The organism is Acetobacterium carbinolicum (genome assembly GCF_047456275.1).
Classification (GTDB): domain Bacteria; phylum Bacillota; class Clostridia; order Eubacteriales; family Eubacteriaceae; genus Acetobacterium; species Acetobacterium carbinolicum.
This window is the reverse complement of sequence record NZ_CP173357.1, coordinates 3,387,711-3,405,277: the sequence shown is the minus strand read 5'-3', so window position 1 is coordinate 3,405,277 and position 17,567 is coordinate 3,387,711. Positions and strand designations below refer to the sequence as shown.

Sequence of the window (17,567 nt, the reverse complement as noted above, 5' to 3'; positions counted from 1 at the left end):
TTAAATTCCTCCTGATACGTTTAATAATTTCTGAGATTTTGACAGTTCGGACTTTAAGATTTCCTGGGCTGCCGTTTTAACAGCATCTTCAATGCGGTCGTAGGTTGAGATGACCTTGATGCCCTTGCTTTCCAGCCGTTTGGTGGGCAGATCACCAATGCGCATAGTGATGGCACCGTCGCAGTCATTTAGAGCTTTTAGAATGGTGCCGATCTTATCTTCTTTTTCGTCGCATTCTTCGGCGCCCGTGCAATACTTGCCGATTACCCGTTTTTCTTTAAACCGGACCTCATCGTCAAGGTAGTCATAGATATAAAGCTCTGAAGCCTGGCCGAAATGCTGATCCACCAGCATCCCGCCTTTAGAGGTGATCGCAAAGCGCAATCCCGTTGGTGCTGCCAGAATCATTTCATCTTTTTTAGCTTCAGTTTCCCGGAAATTCAGGGAGATATCACTATCCAGTTTGCCGATGGCATCGGCCCGGCATTGTTTGCAGTGATACATCTGTTTTAAATGAACCCCGCATTTATCGCGAAGCGCATTAATTTCGTGGTTGGTGGCAATTTGCAGATCTTCAAAGGCGGAACCTTTAACCGGAATCAGGGGCATCACATTGGAGATAAAGCAGCCCAACTCTTTTACCGTTTTGACCACTTCTTCGATGTGTGTATCATTGATTCCCATCAGGGTGACAGTATTGATTTTGACGATTACCCCTTCATCGATCAGGAGCTTGATCCCTGAAAGCTGGTTAGCCAGTAAAATAGAGGCACCGGCTTCGCTACGGTAGCGGTTCCCCATAAAATCGACATGTTTGTAGATCTTGGCACCGATGGCCGGGTCAACCGCATTGACGGTGACGGTAACGTGGGAAACACCCAGTTTTGCCAGTTCTTTGGCATAGTAGGGCAGCATTAAACCATTGGTGGAGACGCAGAAGGTAACAGAGGGGTCATAGTCATGGATTAGGGTCAGGACCTTTCTCGTTTCTTCAAAGTTTGCCAGGGCATCTCCGGGGCCGGCAATTCCGACGACGGTGAGGTTTTCCACCTTTTCTTTAACCAGTTTATATTTTTCAAAGGCCGCTTCCGGGGAAAGAATTTCAGTAGTCACGCCGGGACGGCTTTCATTGGGGCAATCAAATTTACGAACGCAGTAGTTACACTGAATGTTGCATTTAGGAGCAATGGGGAGGTGCATCCGGGCGTTTTTCTGGGAGGCACCGCAGCTATAGCAGGGATGATTGGCGGTTTTTTCTTCAATGGTTTGGGCTTGGGGTGTTAACGGGTTATTTGTCTTTATTTTTTCCAGCACTTTCATGTTAGCTTCCGTTTCCGGCTCTAATCCGTATTTGGATTTTGGTCCTTCATTATAGTAGGTGTTATATAGGGTTTCCCGGAAACCGCCTTCCACCGCTTTAAGAATGGTGTTGGTGATCAGGTCCAGGAGCACCTGGGAACCTTCATAGCCCAAGGTCCGAACCCGCTGGCCGCCGACGCGGTCATGGATTGGAAAAGCACAGCGGATGAGTGGAATCCCGTGTTTTTCTTCAATCCGGCGGCCGTCGGAATTTCCCAGCATCAGGTTAGCACCGAGTCGCAGGGCTTCTTCTTCAATGGTTTCAAAGTCGACATCATTTAAGATCACGTAATTGTCAACAAAAAGAACATCCGCCAATTTGGAAAGCTCGGCTTCGATTTTTCCTTTAAGCTGGGGACAATTGGAACCAGTAGCCGCGATCACCGGCATCACCCCATTTTCACAACAGAGTCGGACTGCCGAAACGACAAAATCCGGTTCACCGAAGATAGCAATGCGACCCAGGGCGTTGTATTTATGGGAGTCGACCATGCCATCAAGGTAACGACCGCGTTCCTTAGCAATTTTTTCAGGAATGGCTTTTTTTGACAATTCAGCTAAGAGATCGATTAAGGCATCGGTATCACGGAGTCCCATCGGTAGGTTCAGGCGTTTGTAAGGAACCCCATAGTTTTCATACAGGTAAACCCCGGGAGATTCATCGGGTTTGATGGTGTCAGAGATTTCGATGGTGGCCCGGGCGCCAGCCATTTTCTGGATTTCCGAAATGGGGGTACCATGCATCGGCAACCGATAATAACTGCTCTGATGGACGCCGTCGAGATTTTCGGAAAGATCTGGCAAAAGAATGTATTCCAGTTCAAACTGGTCCAGTAGATCGATTAAATAACGGGTATCCGCCGGGGAAATCATCGTGGTGACGATATTGACCTTATTGTGTTTGGTGGCGTCCATCTCAACATGGGAGACAATCGCTCGCAGCGCCCGGGTAAATCCTTCAAATTGGGTACCGCCGTACCCAGCCGATTTAACGGGAATAATTTTTACCGTTTCGTCAGGATGAGCGGCGTAAAAATTCTTGATGATATATTCAATATCTTCACCAATGGTTTCGGCCAGACAGGTGGTCGAAACGCCGATGACCTCAGGTTCATACAATTTAATCAGATTTTCCAGCCCGATAATCAGATTTTTCTCACCGCCGTAGACAGTGCCTTCTTCAGTGAGGGAAGAAGAAGCAATATCAACCGGTTCATTGTAATGAGTGGCCATGTGGCGGCGGATATAGGTGCTGCATCCCTGGGAACCATGGAGGATATTCATACATTTTTGAATACCGTAGAAGGCATTGGCGGTTCCCATCGGCATGCACATTTTACAGGGATTGACATTTAGGTTGACTAAATTTTTAGACATTTTTCATACCTCCTATGACTTCCCAGACAGGACTGTTCATTGACAGATTGATTTCTGAGGCGAAGTTCAGGGTGCCTTCGTAGCCTGCCAGGGGATGCTTGCGTTCATGGTTATGATCACAAAAGGCGATGCCCAGTTTATAGGCCAGCGGCCGTTCCTTGACGCCGCCTACTAATATATCGGCTCCCATTTCTTTCATAAAGGCTTCCAGTTCAGCCGGGTTGGCGTCGTCTAAAATGACGGCGTCTTCGTCGACCAGATGTTGGATGACTTCATAATCATCCTTGCTCCCGGTTTGGGTGCCGACCATCACGGTATTCATGCCAAATTCGTGAAACTGGCGGATCAGGGAGATTGCTTTAAAGCCGCCGCCGACATAGATAGCGGCTTTTTTTCCTTCAAGATTATTACGATATTTATTTAAAAGAGGGATGACTCTATTTTTTTCTTCTTCAATAAAGGCTTTGGCTCGCGTAATGACTTCTTTATCACCGACGGCATAGGCAATCCGCATCAGTGAATCGGAGGTGTCGGTCACACCAAAAAAACTAACTTTGATAAAAGGGATTGAGAAAACCTCTTCCATCTGTTTAGCCAGGTAGGTCATCGAACCGGCACATTGAACCAGATTGAGTTGGGCCGCGGGGGCTTTTTTGAGATCTTCGACTTTGGCATCGCCAGTAATATTAGCAACCACTTCGACGCCGATTTGTCGTAAATAATTTTTAATAATCCACATTTCCCCGGCCAGGTTAAAATCGCCGAGAATGTTGACACCGTGCGTTTTTTTAGGTAAGAATTTGGGGGTAACCAGGCTCATAATAGCGTTGCAGGCCATCTTATAGCCGGTTTTTTTGGTTCCCGAGAACCCTGGTGATTTAACTGGAATCACACGAATTTGGTATTTTTCTTCGGCTTCGCGACAGACAGCGTCAATGTCATCACCGATAACACCAACAATACAGGTGGCGTAAATAAAAATAACTTTGGGTGAGTGGATAGCCATGACTTCATCAACAGCAGCAGCTAATTTCTTTTGTCCACCAAAGATAACATCGCGTTCGCGTAGATCCGTTGAATAACTGTTTCGATAGCCTTCTTCGTCACTGGATAGACTGCCGCGAATATCCCAGGTATAGCTGGCACATCCAATCGGGCCATGGATAATATGGAAGGCATCGGTGATGGGGTTCAAAACAACCCGGGCCCCACAGAAAACACAGGCTCGTTGACTGACGGCCCCTGAGACACTTGCTGACTCACACTTGATTCCGTCTCCGCTGCATTCCGAAAAACGGATTGACTGGGCTCTTTCTGGTAAAATTGCCGCATCATTTTTCATTTTACAGCCTCCTTTCAAATAAAGGGGAGGAAAACCTCCCCCCAATAATTACATAATCATTTCCATATCTTCATCTGCACAGTCACGATCCTGACGATCCATGAGGGCATTTAAGATCATTTCGGCTAAACGCATAGCACCCTTATATCCGACCAAAGGCAGGTAAGAGTGAACATAGCGGTCAACGATGGGGAAGCCGGCGCGTACTAAAGGAATATCTTCGGCTTTGGCGACATATTTGCCATGGGTGCCGCCGATCATCAGATCGACACTGTCGTTTTTAATCCATTGGTGGAGTTCAAACAAATCAGCATTCCCTTTAGCGGTACAGCCTTCCACACCAAACTTTTCAAAAAGTTCATTGGCTTTTGCTTCAAATGTTTTACCGGGTGTCCCGGTGACCAGATATTTTGGAATCATACCCATTTCTAAAGTGAATTGTGCCAAAGCTAAGACGGTATCGGGATCGCCGTAAATGGCAACGGTTTTATTTTGAGAATACTTATGTGAATCTAATAAGATATCGACTAATTGACCACGTTCTTCTTCGATGATGTAAGGAACCTCGTTTTTAGAAAAACGATTTAACGCCATGATATATTGATCCGTTAACTCAATACCAATTGGCAACGGAAGCGTAGCAAAGGGAACCTTACATTTGGTTTTTAAAGATTCAGCAGGTGGTGTCGAAGTGATTTCACCTAATGCCAAGGAGAGCTCGCAATTTCCAAGATCTTTGATATCATCAATGGTGGTTCCGCCTTTAGGATACATGGTGTATTCACCGGTCATTGGTGAGTCCATAACACCACTGGTGTCTGGCAGCATGGTATACTTAACCCCCATCAGGGTCATCAGTTTTTTCATTTCGCGCATGTCGCCAGGATTGACAAAGCCGGGGAAAAGAGCCAATTTGCCATTTTTTTCACCGGTGTTTACTGATAAGTAATGGATTAATCCCGTGATCATGCTGGAAAATCCAGTGATGTGTGACCCGACATAACTTGGGGTGTTGGCATGAACAACGATTTTTCCTTCGGGAATCTTCGCATCAGTGATGTAAGTAACAAGGTCATCGCCGATGGTTTCACTTAAACAGGTCGTATGAACGGCAATAATATCGGGTTCATAAAGGTCAAAGATATTTTTTATGGCTGTTTTTAAATTTGAACCGCCGCCAAATACGGAAGCACCTTCGGTAAATGAACTGGATGCAGCAATGGCCGGATCTTTAAAATGTCGCGTTAAAAACATTCGATGGTATGAACAACACCCTTGTGAGCCATGGCTGTGCGGCATGCAATTATGGACGCCCAGCGCAGCATACATGGCGCCGACCGGTTGACATGTTTTTAGTGGGTTAATGCGCAAAGCAGATCGTTCGGATATTTCTTTTGGTGTAACATCTAACATTATTCCATACCTCCTAAATTGCCAATTAATGTCGGCTCGCTTTTCCAGGGAGCTTGAACTAAACTAAAAGCTGGTGTATTAACAGCTAAGGTTACATCTCTGGCAAAATTTAATGCACCTTTAAATCCAGCATACGGACCGCTGTAGTCATAGGAGTGTAATTGTCGCGATGGCACGCCTGACCGTTGAACAATATATTTATCCTTAATCCCAGAAAAGAAGATGTCTGGTTTTAATAATTTTAAAAATGCTTCGGTTTCAAACTGGTTATAGTCATCGGTAATCATGGCCTTATCGGCGATATCGGCCCATAAACCATCATAGGATTCAATCGGTAAACCGGCCTCTTTTAATTCTTTTATGCGTTCTTCGGTGTGGAAAGTCCGGTATTTAGCAGGATCTTTTACAACCGTGATGCTTTCAATGTTTTTAGAATCGGCATCCATTTTAAGTGGTAGCACTTGACGACCTTCGTAATCATCACGATGGGCAAATTCATAACCGGCTAAAATAACTTCGACACCGAGGCTTTTTAATAAGTTAATATAATGGTGAGTTCTTGAACCACCAACATAAATGGCGGCAGTTTTGTCTTTCAGCATCGATTTGTAGTAAACCATTCCAATTGCAATTTCTTCTTCTTCATCAGCAATGACTGCTTCTGTTTTGGCTGTTAAAGCAGGATCGTTGAAAAATGCGGCAACATCTCTGAGTGACTGCTTAATCCCTTCGATGCCAATAAAATTGACCTTAAGCCATTCGGTTCCATATTTCGTCTTTAGCATTTCAGCAATATAATTAATGGAACGATGGCATTGAACAAGATTCAGGTCGGCCGTATGCGCATTTTTCATTTCTGCGTAGCTCCCATCACCAGTCATGACCGAGACAATGTTATAACCGATCCGTTTAAGAACCCGGCAAATTTCCCAACCATCACCACCGATGTTGTATTCCCCTAAAAGATTAATGGAGTATTTTACCGGTTTTGCGTCACCGGTACCAATAACATTTTTCATTAAACCGTTATTGGCAATATGATGTCCCCCGGATTGACTAACGCCTTTGTAACCCTCACAACTGAAGGCAACTACTTTAATATTGTACATTTCTTCAGCTTCAGCTGCGACGGCGTGGATATCATCACCGATCAGTCCGACTGGACACGTTGAAGCAATCATAATACAGGCGGGATCAAAGATTTCAACCGCTTCTTTAATTGCTTTTTTTAATTTCTTTTCACCACCAAAGACAATGTCGGTTTCTTGCATATCCGTCGAAAAACAATATTCTAAAAAGTTCTTCGTGTTTTCATCGCCTTTGGCTTTATTTCGTCGGGTTCCCCAGGCGTAGTAACTACATCCGATCGGGCCATGAACGATTTGGACAACATCTTTTAGTGGGCCAATAACAACCCCTTTACATCCTGCATAACAGCAACCACGGTTGGTCATGATTCCCGGGATGGCTCGAGTATCAGCGGCAATGACATTCGATTCACCGTCTTCAATTTGAATAACATGTTCTTTTCTGTTTTTATAGAGTTTAGAGCTATATTGATCGAGCACTTTATCTCTTGAATCCATTTTAATCACCTCTTTCTAAAATGCATCCGCATTTTTTTCGCCACTTCGTACCCGAATGGACTCTTCAATTGGGATGACGAAAATTTTACCATCACCGGGATTTCCGGTCTGATTGTTGTCAATAATAATAGAAACGACCTTCGCGACATCTTCATCCTCAACGATTAATGTAAAAAATCGTTTTGGAATTAAGCGGGATGATTCAGTTAAGGATTCACCAATCGGTGAGATGGGCATTTCTCCTGCGTCAACGATATCCTGAACGATGGATAGATCAATCGTTTTTTTTCCGCGTCCGAGAACCTTTAAACAGGTAAAAGCGGGATAGCCATCTTTTACAAGGGCTTCTTTGGTCTGATTTACTTTATTCTGTCGAATAATTGCCATAACTTCTTTCATATCAATTCCTCCTTTTAAAGGCCCGGTTTTCCAGTACTGATTGTATACGCTTCTTCTACCGGAGAAATAAAAATACGACCATCTCCAAAAGTACCATCCTTGCCAGTTTTTGCATTTTTCATGATTATTTTAACAACATCATCTTTGTCTTCATCGTTGACGATACACAGGAGCATCACTTTTGGAATTTCATCATAGTGAACGTCTCCAACCTTGATCCCTTTTTGTTTTCCACGTCCATAAACATCTAATTTCGTAACCGCTGAGTAATCAGCGGATAACATTTCGGATAATACAACCCCTACTTTTTCGGGTCTGATAATTGCTCTGATCATTAACATATTTTTTTACTTCCTTTCACAATATAGACTAAATATCCATAATTCCATGTTCCATCAGGATTTCTTCGAGTCGATCCTGATGCATGGGCTTTGGAACGACAAACATTTTATTCGTATCAATAGCCATCGCTAAATTACGATATTCTTGAGCCTGATTAGCTGTATCATCAAATTCTAAAACGGTTTTTTTGTTGATTTCAGCACGCTGTACCATATTGTCACGTGGGACAAAGTAAATCATTTGGCTGCCTAGTTCTTCGGCAAAGGCTTGTACCAATTCTTTTTCACCATCAACATTACGACTGTTACAGATAATTCCGCCTAAACGAATACCACCAGTTGTAGCATATTTCTGAACACCTTTGGCAATATTGTTAGCTGCATACAAGGCCATCATTTCTCCGGAAGCAACAATGTAAATTTCTTGAGCCTTCCCTTCACGCATTGGCATTGCAAAACCACCACAAACAACATCACCTAAAACATCATAGAATACATAATCCAGATCATCGGTATAAGCACCTAATTGTTCTAACATTCCGATGGAAGTAATAATTCCCCGACCAGCACAGCCGACCCCTGGTTCCGGTCCGCCTGATTCAACACATTGAATGCCTCGGAATCCTGGTTTCAGGATGGCATCGAGTTCAATTTCTTCACCTTCTTCGCGAAGAGTATCGAGTACCGTTTTTTGTGCCAGACCACCAAGCAACAATCGGGTTGAATCGGCCTTTGGATCACATCCGACGACCATGATATTTTTGTCCATGAGTCCTAGTCCTGCCGTGAGATTTTGCGTTGTGGTCGATTTACCAATACCACCTTTACCATAAATAGCGATTTGTCTCATTATCTTTCCTCCTGAGTGTGAAAAATTTTAAGATCCAATGCAAGTTTTTCTGCAAAAAGTAAAGAAGCCTTTGCCTTTCGCAAAAGCGTAAAAGGTAAGACTTCCTTGTCTAAAAAAACTTATTTTGTTTTGCATAAACGAAAAGATCTTAATCGGCTGCATTGATTGAGCAGCAAATTAAGACCTCATTGTCTAAATGGAGTAGGGAATGATGGGAACAAAAAAGGTCTCAGCGCTTACCTAATTGTAAAGAGCTGAGACCACATTGTCTTTGTCAAATCCGTATTGCATTGTTTTCTATGGGCTTATTATCCATGGAATAGGAGGATAAGTCAAGCAGGTTTGGTTGTAAACCCTTTTCAAAGTGAAATGGGTTTACGAATAAAAGAGATCGGCGACAGGTTTTTTTAGCCGGAAATCGGGATTGTACTTTAGTTAACTGATGTATTTTTCATCTGATAGGTGGGGTGAAATCATTTTCAGGGGTTTAGAATGTTCTTAGCCTGGAATGCCGTTTTCTTGCTTAAATAAAACTTAAGTAATTCTTAAACAAACGGGAAATCCGGGAGATCAGCCGCAGCTTGAACAGGAAGAACAGTCGCCGCAGGATTTTTTCATTGGATCATGAACCAGAATAGCCCGGATCGTGGCGGTTTGTAAATCGACCGTTACGATTTCATCCTGGAGAATCTCCATTTTACCATCGGTGAAGATGATCGTCATTGGTTCGGGAACCATTACGTCTGGGTCCAGAGTGCCTGGTTTCATCAGGGGCTGAATAAATTTTTTGCCTTCCGGTTCAGTGATCATCAGGCCGTTATTGCCGGTGATCAGGGATCGGATCACCCCGGTAGGCGAATAGTTGACTGAATTTTCGTCACAATTAATGCCGTGGGCAGTGCTGTCATAGGCGATCACAATCCCGATCGGGGTGACAATGGGTTCGGGCAGGGCGGGTTCAAAGCTTTTCAGCTTGCCGTTTTCATATAAGGAAAAACCGTAACGCACCTTCACCAGGCCGTCGGGGCTATTGAGTTCAATGGTTTCCTGAGGCCACATGGTCAAACTTTTCAGGGCACCGCTTTCATAAAAGCAGAGGCTTACAATCTTGGCTGAAAAGGAACCCACAGCCAGATCAAAGTCTATCGGTTTAGCCAGGGTATATTCATCATTCTCGGTCCAGTAGCCGTTGATTCGGCCATTTAGCGGAAATAAACGGTGGATTCGACCGTTTTCATAAAAACTGATCCGTTCGGCGGACAGGCTCCCAAGCGAGGTGATGACTGCGGTGGCGCTTTCCAGATCGATGCTTTTGATCTGGCCGTTTTTGAAAAACTCCAGCGCTAACCCTTCCCGATTTCTCAGGTTTGAGGGGCCGTAGTTGGGAACCAGAATGCCCACAGGGGTATTGATGGTGTTGGGCTCGTCGAAGGCACAGCCTTTTGGCGAACCATCGGTATAGGTTTCAAAAAAGGTGATCCCGGTGAGGGGGCCATATTTTTGCGTTTGGCAGGTTGACATAACGATCTCCTTTTATTCACACACGACATGGGTGATAATAACATGCTTAGTGGAATCATTTTTATTTTCGATGTGGTATTGCAAGTGCATTTTTGGTAATTGGTGTTCAAACCATGGCGGGATATGGTTACAGACCACTTCCAGAGCGTCAAAGGGAGCTTCTTTTAAAAAGGGCTGCAGGGCCATCTTTGAACTCATCTCCGGGTACTTTTTTTGCACCTGGGTTAAATCAAAGCGGTAATAACCAGGGACATCAGTTTCGGTTGGTGTTCTAGTTAGTAGACGGGCAACTTCTTTCGCTTGTGCGTCTTGACTGGCCAGGTCGGCCGCAATGGCATCAAGTAATTCCAGATCAAAGTCTTCGGTTTCGCAGATAATAAAGCCGGAACGGTCAAAAACCTGGTAGGGAATACCGATGATGGATTTGGTGATGATGATCCGGCAGTCGTTGAAGACACCAAGCATCTGTTTAATGTTTTCCCGGATGGCGGCCAGCCCGCCGGAAAGATCAGGGCATAAGGGAATCATTTCGGATTTATGCCAACCGCTTTTTTCTTTGGTGTAGAAAACAAAATTAGTCATCTCATCGAACCGGGCAATCCGGCCATTGTCATCACAAAAAACAGCCATTAGATTTAGTTTTTCTTTCATTTGTTCACCTCTTAGAATTGAATCAATACGGATTGCTAAATTAAAACAGAATTGCTTAAAATTAGTTGTAGTATAGCACAGAAACAAAAAAGTGCGACTTAATTAGCACTAAATCGGTAAAAAAACGATTGCAGAAATTTTGCAGTTTAAAAACGCGGGCTGGCTAGTGGTGTCAAAAGCTGTCAAATATAACAACAAAAAACCCCTGAAAAATCAGGGGCATGCTTTGCCTGAAAAGATAAAGCTATTGCGGGTCATGATCACTGAATTGGTCTTCCAGTTTTTTCTGACGTTTTTTTATCAGGGTGCCACTGACAAACAGGGCAACGAAAATCAGGGCAAAGAGCAGGGCAAAGATAAGGAGAGTCAGTGAGCCAAGTGCCAGCAGATGGCCTTTTAAATAAGCGTGGTTCATATACAGCGTAATGGCGTAAATGATGGCAAAAGCACCAGCGCCAATGAGGCTGTAAATCAGATAGTTTTTGGTGGTGGGTTTGCTGTAAAAATCCCATTGTCCCTTTTTATAACAGCCAACGATAACCCCGCCACAACTGATCATAAAGATGGCCCATTCAAAACCCCATTGACTAAAGGGAGCATTTAGAAACATCGACTGAACAATAATGCTGCCGAGCAACAGCCAGAAAACAATCCAGAAACAGAGATGTTCTATTTTATACAGCTCCAGTTCCTGGCGCTCATCAACTACTTTTTTCATTTTTTTCATTGTCATTTTCCTCCCAGAATAAATCATTTAATGTTTTTCCCAAAGCTTTACAGATGGCGATGCACAATTGCAAAGATGGATTGAATTTACCGGCTTCAATCATGCCGATTGTCTGCCGGGTGACGCCGACCCGTTTGGCCAGCTCTTCCTGGGAAATATCGTTCTCGGCCCGAGCCACCTTTAATTTTATGTTTTTCATTTGATCACTCCCTATATGACATATAGTACAGTATATAAGATACAATGTCAAGTATATATTGCATAAAGAACGATATAATAGGCAGACAGTGATTGTCTGCTGGTTGGAAAAGACCCTTGGGGGGAGCCTGCCGTACCGGGTAAGGCTTAATTGGTTTGATCCTTCAGCGTTGTGCTGGTCTGGGGTTACCATTATCGTTGTTTACAGCCATTAATAAAAGCACGTTTTAAAACAAAAATGACAATTGCTGGCTGCCGTGTTCCAGTTTGTACCGGGAGACGATGTCTTCCATTTTGTAAAGAACCCCATGGCGTTGACATTCCCGGGTGAAGGTGGCCCAGAGGCTTCTGGCCTGGGGGCTGGCGCAGCTATAGGAATTACCGAAATTGCGGAGATACTTTTTTTTAATGCCAGGGAAATGAGCATCGAGCTGGTCGTAAAAATAAAGGCGTTGGGAATCCCGGAGGGTGACCCCAAAGGCGGGATAAATAAATTGGGCGCCATGTTCGGCGGCATTGGTCACAATGGCTTTGATGTTCGCCGGGGTATCATTGATAAAGGGGAGAATTGGCATCAGCAGAACGCCTGTAAAGATGCCGCTGTCTGCCAGCTCATTGATCGCGGTAAAGCGGGCAGAACTGGGGGCTACCCGGGGTTCGATGATTTTTGCCAGTGAATCGTCGGCACTGGTAATGGTAATTTTGACAATGACAGGTGACCGTTTCTGAATCGATAAAAGCAGATCTTTATCCCGGGTAACAAGGGGGCTCTTGGTGGCGATGGCTACCCCGTAACCGTTGGTTTTGAAGAGCTCTAGCGCCTGGCGGGTGAGCTGGTGTTTCTGCTCCATGGGATTATAGGGATCACTCATGGCACCGGTACCCACCACGCCCTTTAAGGTCTTGCGTCGCAGGTTGTCTTCCAGAATGGCCAGGGCATTTTCTTTGGCCCGGACCTGGTCAAAAGCTTCAATCCCATAGCAGTCGCTACGACTGTCACAATAAATGCAGCCATGGGAACAGCCCCGATAGATATTCATATTATAGTCGGTGCCAAACCAATAATTATTTTTGGTCCGGGTCAGCATGTTTTTAGCAGGGATGGTTTCCATAAGTCCTCTTTCTTTTATTGAGTTATCAGCGCACAATTAAGCCCAACAACTTGGCCAGTTCTGCGGCCTGATAGGCGGAGACAACGGCACCGTTTAATGCTTCAATAGAGACACGTAGGCCATCGATTTGGCAGGTGGTGAAGTCCAGTCCTTTTAGCGGCGTTTTGAAAAAACTGGTGGCTTCAAAGTTGATACCATCGAGTTTTAACTGGGTGAGTTTGCACTCGGAAACAGAGGCATAACTGAAATCGCACTGTGAAATTTCCAGAGCTTTGAGTTTGGCTTTGCTAAAATTGGCGTACTGGAAATTGCTGCTGGAAAAGCCGAGGTTCTCCAATTGGGCCTGATGAAAATCAACCCCTATCATTTTGCAAAAATTGAATTCACAGCGATTAAAATAACCATCAGTAAAGTCACTGTTGGATAGATTACAGGATTGAAAACGGAGATCCCGACAATCCGCTTTCTCAAAGTGACAATCGGTTAACTCACAGTTTTCAAAAACAGAGCCCCGAAAGGACAGGTAGGAAAAATCAATGCTTGTTAGGGTCAAGTCTTTAAAATACTTATCTTCCATATCTATTTCTTCTTCCCGGGCCCAGGCCACCAGTGATGGTAAATCTCTGGTGAATTCCAGATCGGGGAGAATGTTTGGTTTTGAACGTTTCATAAAGCCTCCGTAATGATGTTGTATTCTAATTAGTTTAACATGATTTTTAAGGACTGTACAATATAATAGTCCTCAGAAATTTGCAATTTTTTCTGATAAAGTTTATAATTTTTTACAGAGTCATGTAATAATACGAACAAGCAGGAGTTATAATGGAAACATCTCAGCGTATCCAAAAAATGGGAGAACCCGCCCTTTTAAAATACTATCCTCTGGTGAGCGAGGCGCAGAAAAAGGGGAAGAAGGTTTATTTTTTAAACATCGGCCAGCCAGATATCAAAACGCCAGCCGGTTTTCTGGAAAGTGTCAATTGCATTGATCAGAAAGTTTTATCCTATCAAGCCCCGGAGGGGATCATCGAACTGCGGGAAGCGGCCTGCGATTATTACCGGCGGTTGGGTCTTAGTTACGACACCAGCGATCTCTTTGTTACGAACGGTGGCAGTGAAGCGCTGCTGTTTACCTTTATCGGGATTTGTAATGCCGGGGATGAAATTCTCACCGCCGAACCGCTTTATAGTATTTATAAGGAAATGGCCGCGGCTACCGATGTGACCCTGGTCGGTTTTAAAACCTATGCCGAAGACGGCTTCGCCCTGCCGGATGCGGCGGTGATTGAAGCGGCCATTACTCCGCGGACCAAAGCTCTGCTAATGACTAATCCCGGGAATCCCACCGGCAAGGTATTTTCTAAGGAAGAAATTGAGGTGATGGTGAAACTGGCCATCAAACACAACCTCTATCTGATTTCGGATGAGGTGTATCGGGAGTTTGTCTACGATTGTCAGGACTATTTAAGTCCAGCCCAGTACCCGGAGCTGGCTCAGCATTTTATCCTGATCGATAGTATTTCCAAACGCTATAGTGCCTGCGGAGCCCGGATCGGTTTTATTGTGTCAAAAAATAAAACCCTGATGAATCAGCTCAAAAAGCTGGTTCAGATGCGGCTGTCGGTTTCCACAGTAGATCAAATTGGGGCGGTGTCCCTGCTTAAATTGGATGGGCATTTTTTTGATGCGGTGTTAAAGGAATATACTTGCCGTCGGAAGATCGTTTATGCGGCCCTGCAGCAAATTCCCGGTGTCATCTGCAAAGAACCCCGGGGCGCCTTTTACTTTATGGCCAAGTTGCCAATCAAAGAGGCCTGCCATTTTATCGAGTGGCTGATCAACGACTTTGAGTATCAGGGCGAAACGGTACTCTTATCGCCGGCCAATGATTTTTATTTAAATCCCCAGGATGGCGCCGATGAGGTGCGCATCGCCTATGTATTAAACGGCGATGAGATGAAAAAAAGTATGGAAATTCTAAAGCGCGGTTTAACCGCTTATGCCAAAGTTTTTCCTGAGCAATGTAAATAATAAAACCACGAGGAGAACAAATTGAAAATTAAGTCCGTACAAAAAGGTCAGGATTACCTTGGCTTTTTATTTATAAAGTCGCAGATGACCAAAACTGCCACCAATGGCAGCCGTTATTTTAACATGGTATTGAATGATGCCGATTTTGACGAAATTGATGGCAAAAAATGGGATGTCAAGCCGGAAGATGAGGAAATCTTCACCAATGGCAAACTGGTTAAAATAAAAGGCAAGGTCCAGGAATTCAACAGCCGGCTCCAACTGATCGTTGAAAAAATGCGATTGGCCGACGAAAGTGATGAGGTGGAGATCGATGATTTCATCGAAACTGTACCAGTCGACATCAATGAAATGCTGGGCTATATAAGCGATACCATCGATGATTTTGCCAATACCGACATCGCCGCCATCACAAAAAAAATATTTAGTGACCAGACTGAGATTTTGAGCTATTTTCCAGCAGCAAAAAAGCACCATCATGCCATTAAAGGTGGGCTGCTTTACCACACCTATTCGATGTTGCGAATCGGCAAAGGCCTGGTGGGGATTTATCCCTTTATCAACCGGGATCTGCTTTATGCTGGCATCATCCTCCACGATATCGGTAAAATTAATGAAATGGTTTCTGATGAAAATGGATCAGTTTCTGATTATACACCAGAGGGAAAACTGCTGGGACACATCACCCAGGAAATTGTGGAACTGGAACTAGTGGGTCAGTCACTGGGCACCGCCCCTGAGGTGTTAATGATGCTCAAGCACATGATTTTGTCCCATCATTACCAGCCGGAATTTGGTAGTCCCAAACGGCCGATGTTCCCTGAAGCTGAGCTGCTTCACCATATTGATATGATTGACGCTCGGATGTACACCATGGAACAGGCCCTCAATCGGGTAGAACCGGGGACCTTTACCGAACCCAACTGGAGCCTTGACGGTATCAGCTTATATCGAAGAAGCTTTGAGTAGGAGCGATTGCCATGAGCCTAGTTTATTTTGAGAATCAGAAAATTGCTTGTTATGAATCCGACTCGACTGGAAAAATGCTACCAACTACTGCCATGAACTATTTTCAGGAAGCGTCCACCAACCAGGGCGACGCGCTGGATATCGGTGGGGAGTACTTAAAAAAACAGGATCTCGCCTGGTTTTTAGTAAAATACAGCGTTCAGTTTAAGTGTTTCCCCCTGTATCAAGACGTGGTAAAGGTAACAACGCAGGCCACGGGTATGGAAAAATTTCGTGCAACACGCCGTTTTACCATAGAAGATATTAGCGGAGAAGTAAAGGTAATTGCAAATACGCAATGGTTGTTGGTTAACCGGAAAACTGGAAAAATGGAGCGTATCGATGCCTATCCGGAAATGGAGCGGTATCAGTGCTTCGAAAAAGGCGAGCCGGTTTTTAAAAAGATCCGGAAATTAAATCGGGTTGATGCTCAAAAAAACTTTTCTGTCCGTTTTCTGGATATCGACTTCAATCAGCATGTGAATCATGTCAAGTATTTGGCATGGGCGATCGAAGTGCTGCCACTGGAGGTTGTTAAGAAAAAGCAATTAAAAGAAGCCCGGATGGTTTTTAAAGCGCAGTGTTTTTATGGTGACCAGGTGAGCGCTTTAAGTGAGCAGGTGGAAGATGATCACTATCGCATTGATGTTGTCAATCAGGACGAGACAATATTGTGTCAGTTAGATCTAATCCTTGAATAAAAGAAAACCTTCGACTGCCTAGTCAGCGAAGGTTTTTTTTATGACAATACCCCTCAAAAAGCAGATAAAACAGATACGGAATTAAGAATGGGAGCATATCGACATCAAAAATAGTATATATAGTATAATTTACAAAAATAAAATTAAAAATAACAATTCTTTTAATAAGATTTATTTAAATTTAAATAAATTAAATTGCAATTTACTACAATATGATTGTTCAATTGAATGTTTCTTTCTGATATGATGATTATCATGATAAATGAGTAAAAAATGATACAAAATTAACAAGTATTCAATCAAAAACACCGAAATAATTGTTAATATTTTATCATATGAATTATTTGATTTTTGTAAAGAAATGGTTTAAACTGAATGTAGTTGTTAAAAAAATATCAAAGCTGTGAAATCCAAGTAAGAAAGGCACAATTTAGCTGAATGTGTGATAAACGACGATGATATTTTTATTCTTTGAATTGTGGCATGGTAAGAAAAAGCTAAAAAGCAATTATTAATTAGTGTAATTATTCGACTGAATTAAGATGGAATAGAGTGAATGCACGCTTATTTTCTTGCGATATTTTACTTTGTGATGGATTGTTTGAGAAATAACGAACAATAAAAGAAAATAAATTGACTTAAAGTAGAAAAATATTGACATTGTCGAAGAATAGTGATAATCTAAAAAAAATTGTATATACATGTAGACAGTTGACTATCTGCCCGGGATTTGTATCAAAGTCACTTGGGGCAATTAAAATAAACAGATGTGGCAAGTTGATGATTGTAAAGATGTTTAGGAGGTGAGTGAATTCATTATCGTCAAATAGTCGATCATTTGAGTATAAAGCGAACGTTAAGTTGTGGATGCGAAGATGAGTGACAGTAAAAAAGCATGTAAACGTTTTTTAAGTAGTTGTAAAATTGTTTAATAATTATCTGATTTTTTAT

At 43.4% G+C, this 17,567-nt stretch carries 16 protein-coding genes; 3 read left to right on the top strand and 13 right to left on the bottom strand.

Annotation, left to right across the window (positions count from 1 at the left end):
• The 13 genes from nifB to ACIZ62_RS15765 all read right to left on the bottom strand — a co-directional run bounded on the left by nifB (position 1) and on the right by ACIZ62_RS15765 (position 13,546).
• Positions 1-2,736 carry a nitrogenase cofactor biosynthesis protein NifB gene (nifB, locus tag ACIZ62_RS15825; protein WP_414150593.1) on the bottom strand — a complete coding sequence of 912 codons (2,736 nt, stop codon included), beginning with the start codon at positions 2,734-2,736 and terminating at the stop codon, positions 1-3.
• Positions 2,729-4,078: a nitrogenase iron-molybdenum cofactor biosynthesis protein NifE gene (gene nifE / locus ACIZ62_RS15820; RefSeq protein ID WP_111889016.1), complete on the bottom strand. Its 1,350-nt coding sequence runs from the start codon at positions 4,076-4,078 to the stop codon at positions 2,729-2,731. Before nifE ends, nifB begins: the two co-directional genes overlap by 8 nt.
• Before the next feature lie 48 nt (positions 4,079-4,126).
• Positions 4,127-5,491 carry a nitrogenase molybdenum-iron protein subunit beta gene (gene nifK, locus ACIZ62_RS15815; protein WP_111889017.1) on the bottom strand — a complete coding sequence of 455 codons (1,365 nt, stop codon included), beginning with the start codon at positions 5,489-5,491 and terminating at the stop codon, positions 4,127-4,129.
• Positions 5,491-7,077 (bottom strand): nitrogenase component I subunit alpha, encoded by a 1,587-nt coding sequence (locus ACIZ62_RS15810; protein WP_414150592.1) that lies wholly within the window; start codon positions 7,075-7,077, stop codon positions 5,491-5,493. Before ACIZ62_RS15810 ends, nifK begins: the two co-directional genes overlap by 1 nt.
• A 15-nt stretch (positions 7,078-7,092) precedes the next feature.
• Positions 7,093-7,476, bottom strand: coding sequence for a P-II family nitrogen regulator (locus ACIZ62_RS15805; protein ID WP_111889019.1), 384 nt, complete (start codon positions 7,474-7,476; stop codon positions 7,093-7,095).
• A gap of 14 nt (positions 7,477-7,490) precedes the next feature.
• Positions 7,491-7,817, bottom strand: coding sequence for a P-II family nitrogen regulator (locus tag ACIZ62_RS15800; RefSeq protein WP_111889020.1), 327 nt, complete (start codon positions 7,815-7,817; stop codon positions 7,491-7,493).
• A 28-nt stretch (positions 7,818-7,845) separates the two neighbouring features.
• Positions 7,846-8,667 carry a nitrogenase iron protein gene (nifH, locus tag ACIZ62_RS15795; protein ID WP_414150591.1) on the bottom strand — a complete coding sequence of 274 codons (822 nt, stop codon included), beginning with the start codon at positions 8,665-8,667 and terminating at the stop codon, positions 7,846-7,848.
• A gap of 570 nt (positions 8,668-9,237) precedes the next feature.
• Positions 9,238-10,188: a hypothetical protein gene (locus ACIZ62_RS15790; protein WP_414150590.1), complete on the bottom strand. Its 951-nt coding sequence runs from the start codon at positions 10,186-10,188 to the stop codon at positions 9,238-9,240.
• A gap of 12 nt (positions 10,189-10,200) precedes the next feature.
• Entirely contained in the window at positions 10,201-10,839 is a 639-nt protein-coding gene (locus ACIZ62_RS15785; RefSeq protein WP_414150589.1) for a Fe-only nitrogenase accessory AnfO family protein, read from the bottom strand.
• Between the two features lie 244 nt (positions 10,840-11,083).
• The gene (locus ACIZ62_RS15780) at positions 11,084-11,566 is read right to left on the bottom strand and encodes a DUF6773 family protein (RefSeq protein WP_111889024.1); all 483 of its coding nucleotides are present in this window, start codon (positions 11,564-11,566) and stop codon (positions 11,084-11,086) included.
• Positions 11,541-11,765, bottom strand: coding sequence for a helix-turn-helix transcriptional regulator (locus ACIZ62_RS15775; RefSeq protein WP_111889025.1), 225 nt, complete (start codon positions 11,763-11,765; stop codon positions 11,541-11,543). The genes ACIZ62_RS15780 and ACIZ62_RS15775 overlap by 26 nt, the downstream gene beginning before the upstream one ends.
• A gap of 226 nt (positions 11,766-11,991) precedes the next feature.
• Positions 11,992-12,876, bottom strand: a complete 885-nt coding sequence (locus tag ACIZ62_RS15770; RefSeq protein WP_111889026.1) for an SPL family radical SAM protein — start codon at positions 12,874-12,876, stop codon at positions 11,992-11,994.
• Between the two features lie 25 nt (positions 12,877-12,901).
• Complete coding sequence (locus tag ACIZ62_RS15765; protein WP_111889027.1) at positions 12,902-13,546, bottom strand: pentapeptide repeat-containing protein; 645 nt, start codon at positions 13,544-13,546, stop codon at positions 12,902-12,904.
• 152 nt (positions 13,547-13,698) lie between these two features.
• Between ACIZ62_RS15765 and ACIZ62_RS15760 the strand changes: the two genes are divergently transcribed.
• The 3 genes from ACIZ62_RS15760 to ACIZ62_RS15750 are packed head-to-tail and all read left to right on the top strand — an operon-like array spanning position 13,699 to position 16,616.
• Positions 13,699-14,907: a pyridoxal phosphate-dependent aminotransferase gene (locus tag ACIZ62_RS15760; RefSeq protein ID WP_111889028.1), complete on the top strand. Its 1,209-nt coding sequence runs from the start codon at positions 13,699-13,701 to the stop codon at positions 14,905-14,907.
• 21 nt (positions 14,908-14,928) lie between these two features.
• Positions 14,929-15,876 (top strand): 3'-5' exoribonuclease YhaM family protein, encoded by a 948-nt coding sequence (locus ACIZ62_RS15755; RefSeq protein WP_111889029.1) that lies wholly within the window; start codon positions 14,929-14,931, stop codon positions 15,874-15,876.
• Between the two features lie 11 nt (positions 15,877-15,887).
• Positions 15,888-16,616 carry an acyl-[acyl-carrier-protein] thioesterase gene (locus ACIZ62_RS15750; RefSeq protein WP_111889030.1) on the top strand — a complete coding sequence of 243 codons (729 nt, stop codon included), beginning with the start codon at positions 15,888-15,890 and terminating at the stop codon, positions 16,614-16,616.
• Positions 16,617-17,567: the final 951 nt, after the last annotated feature.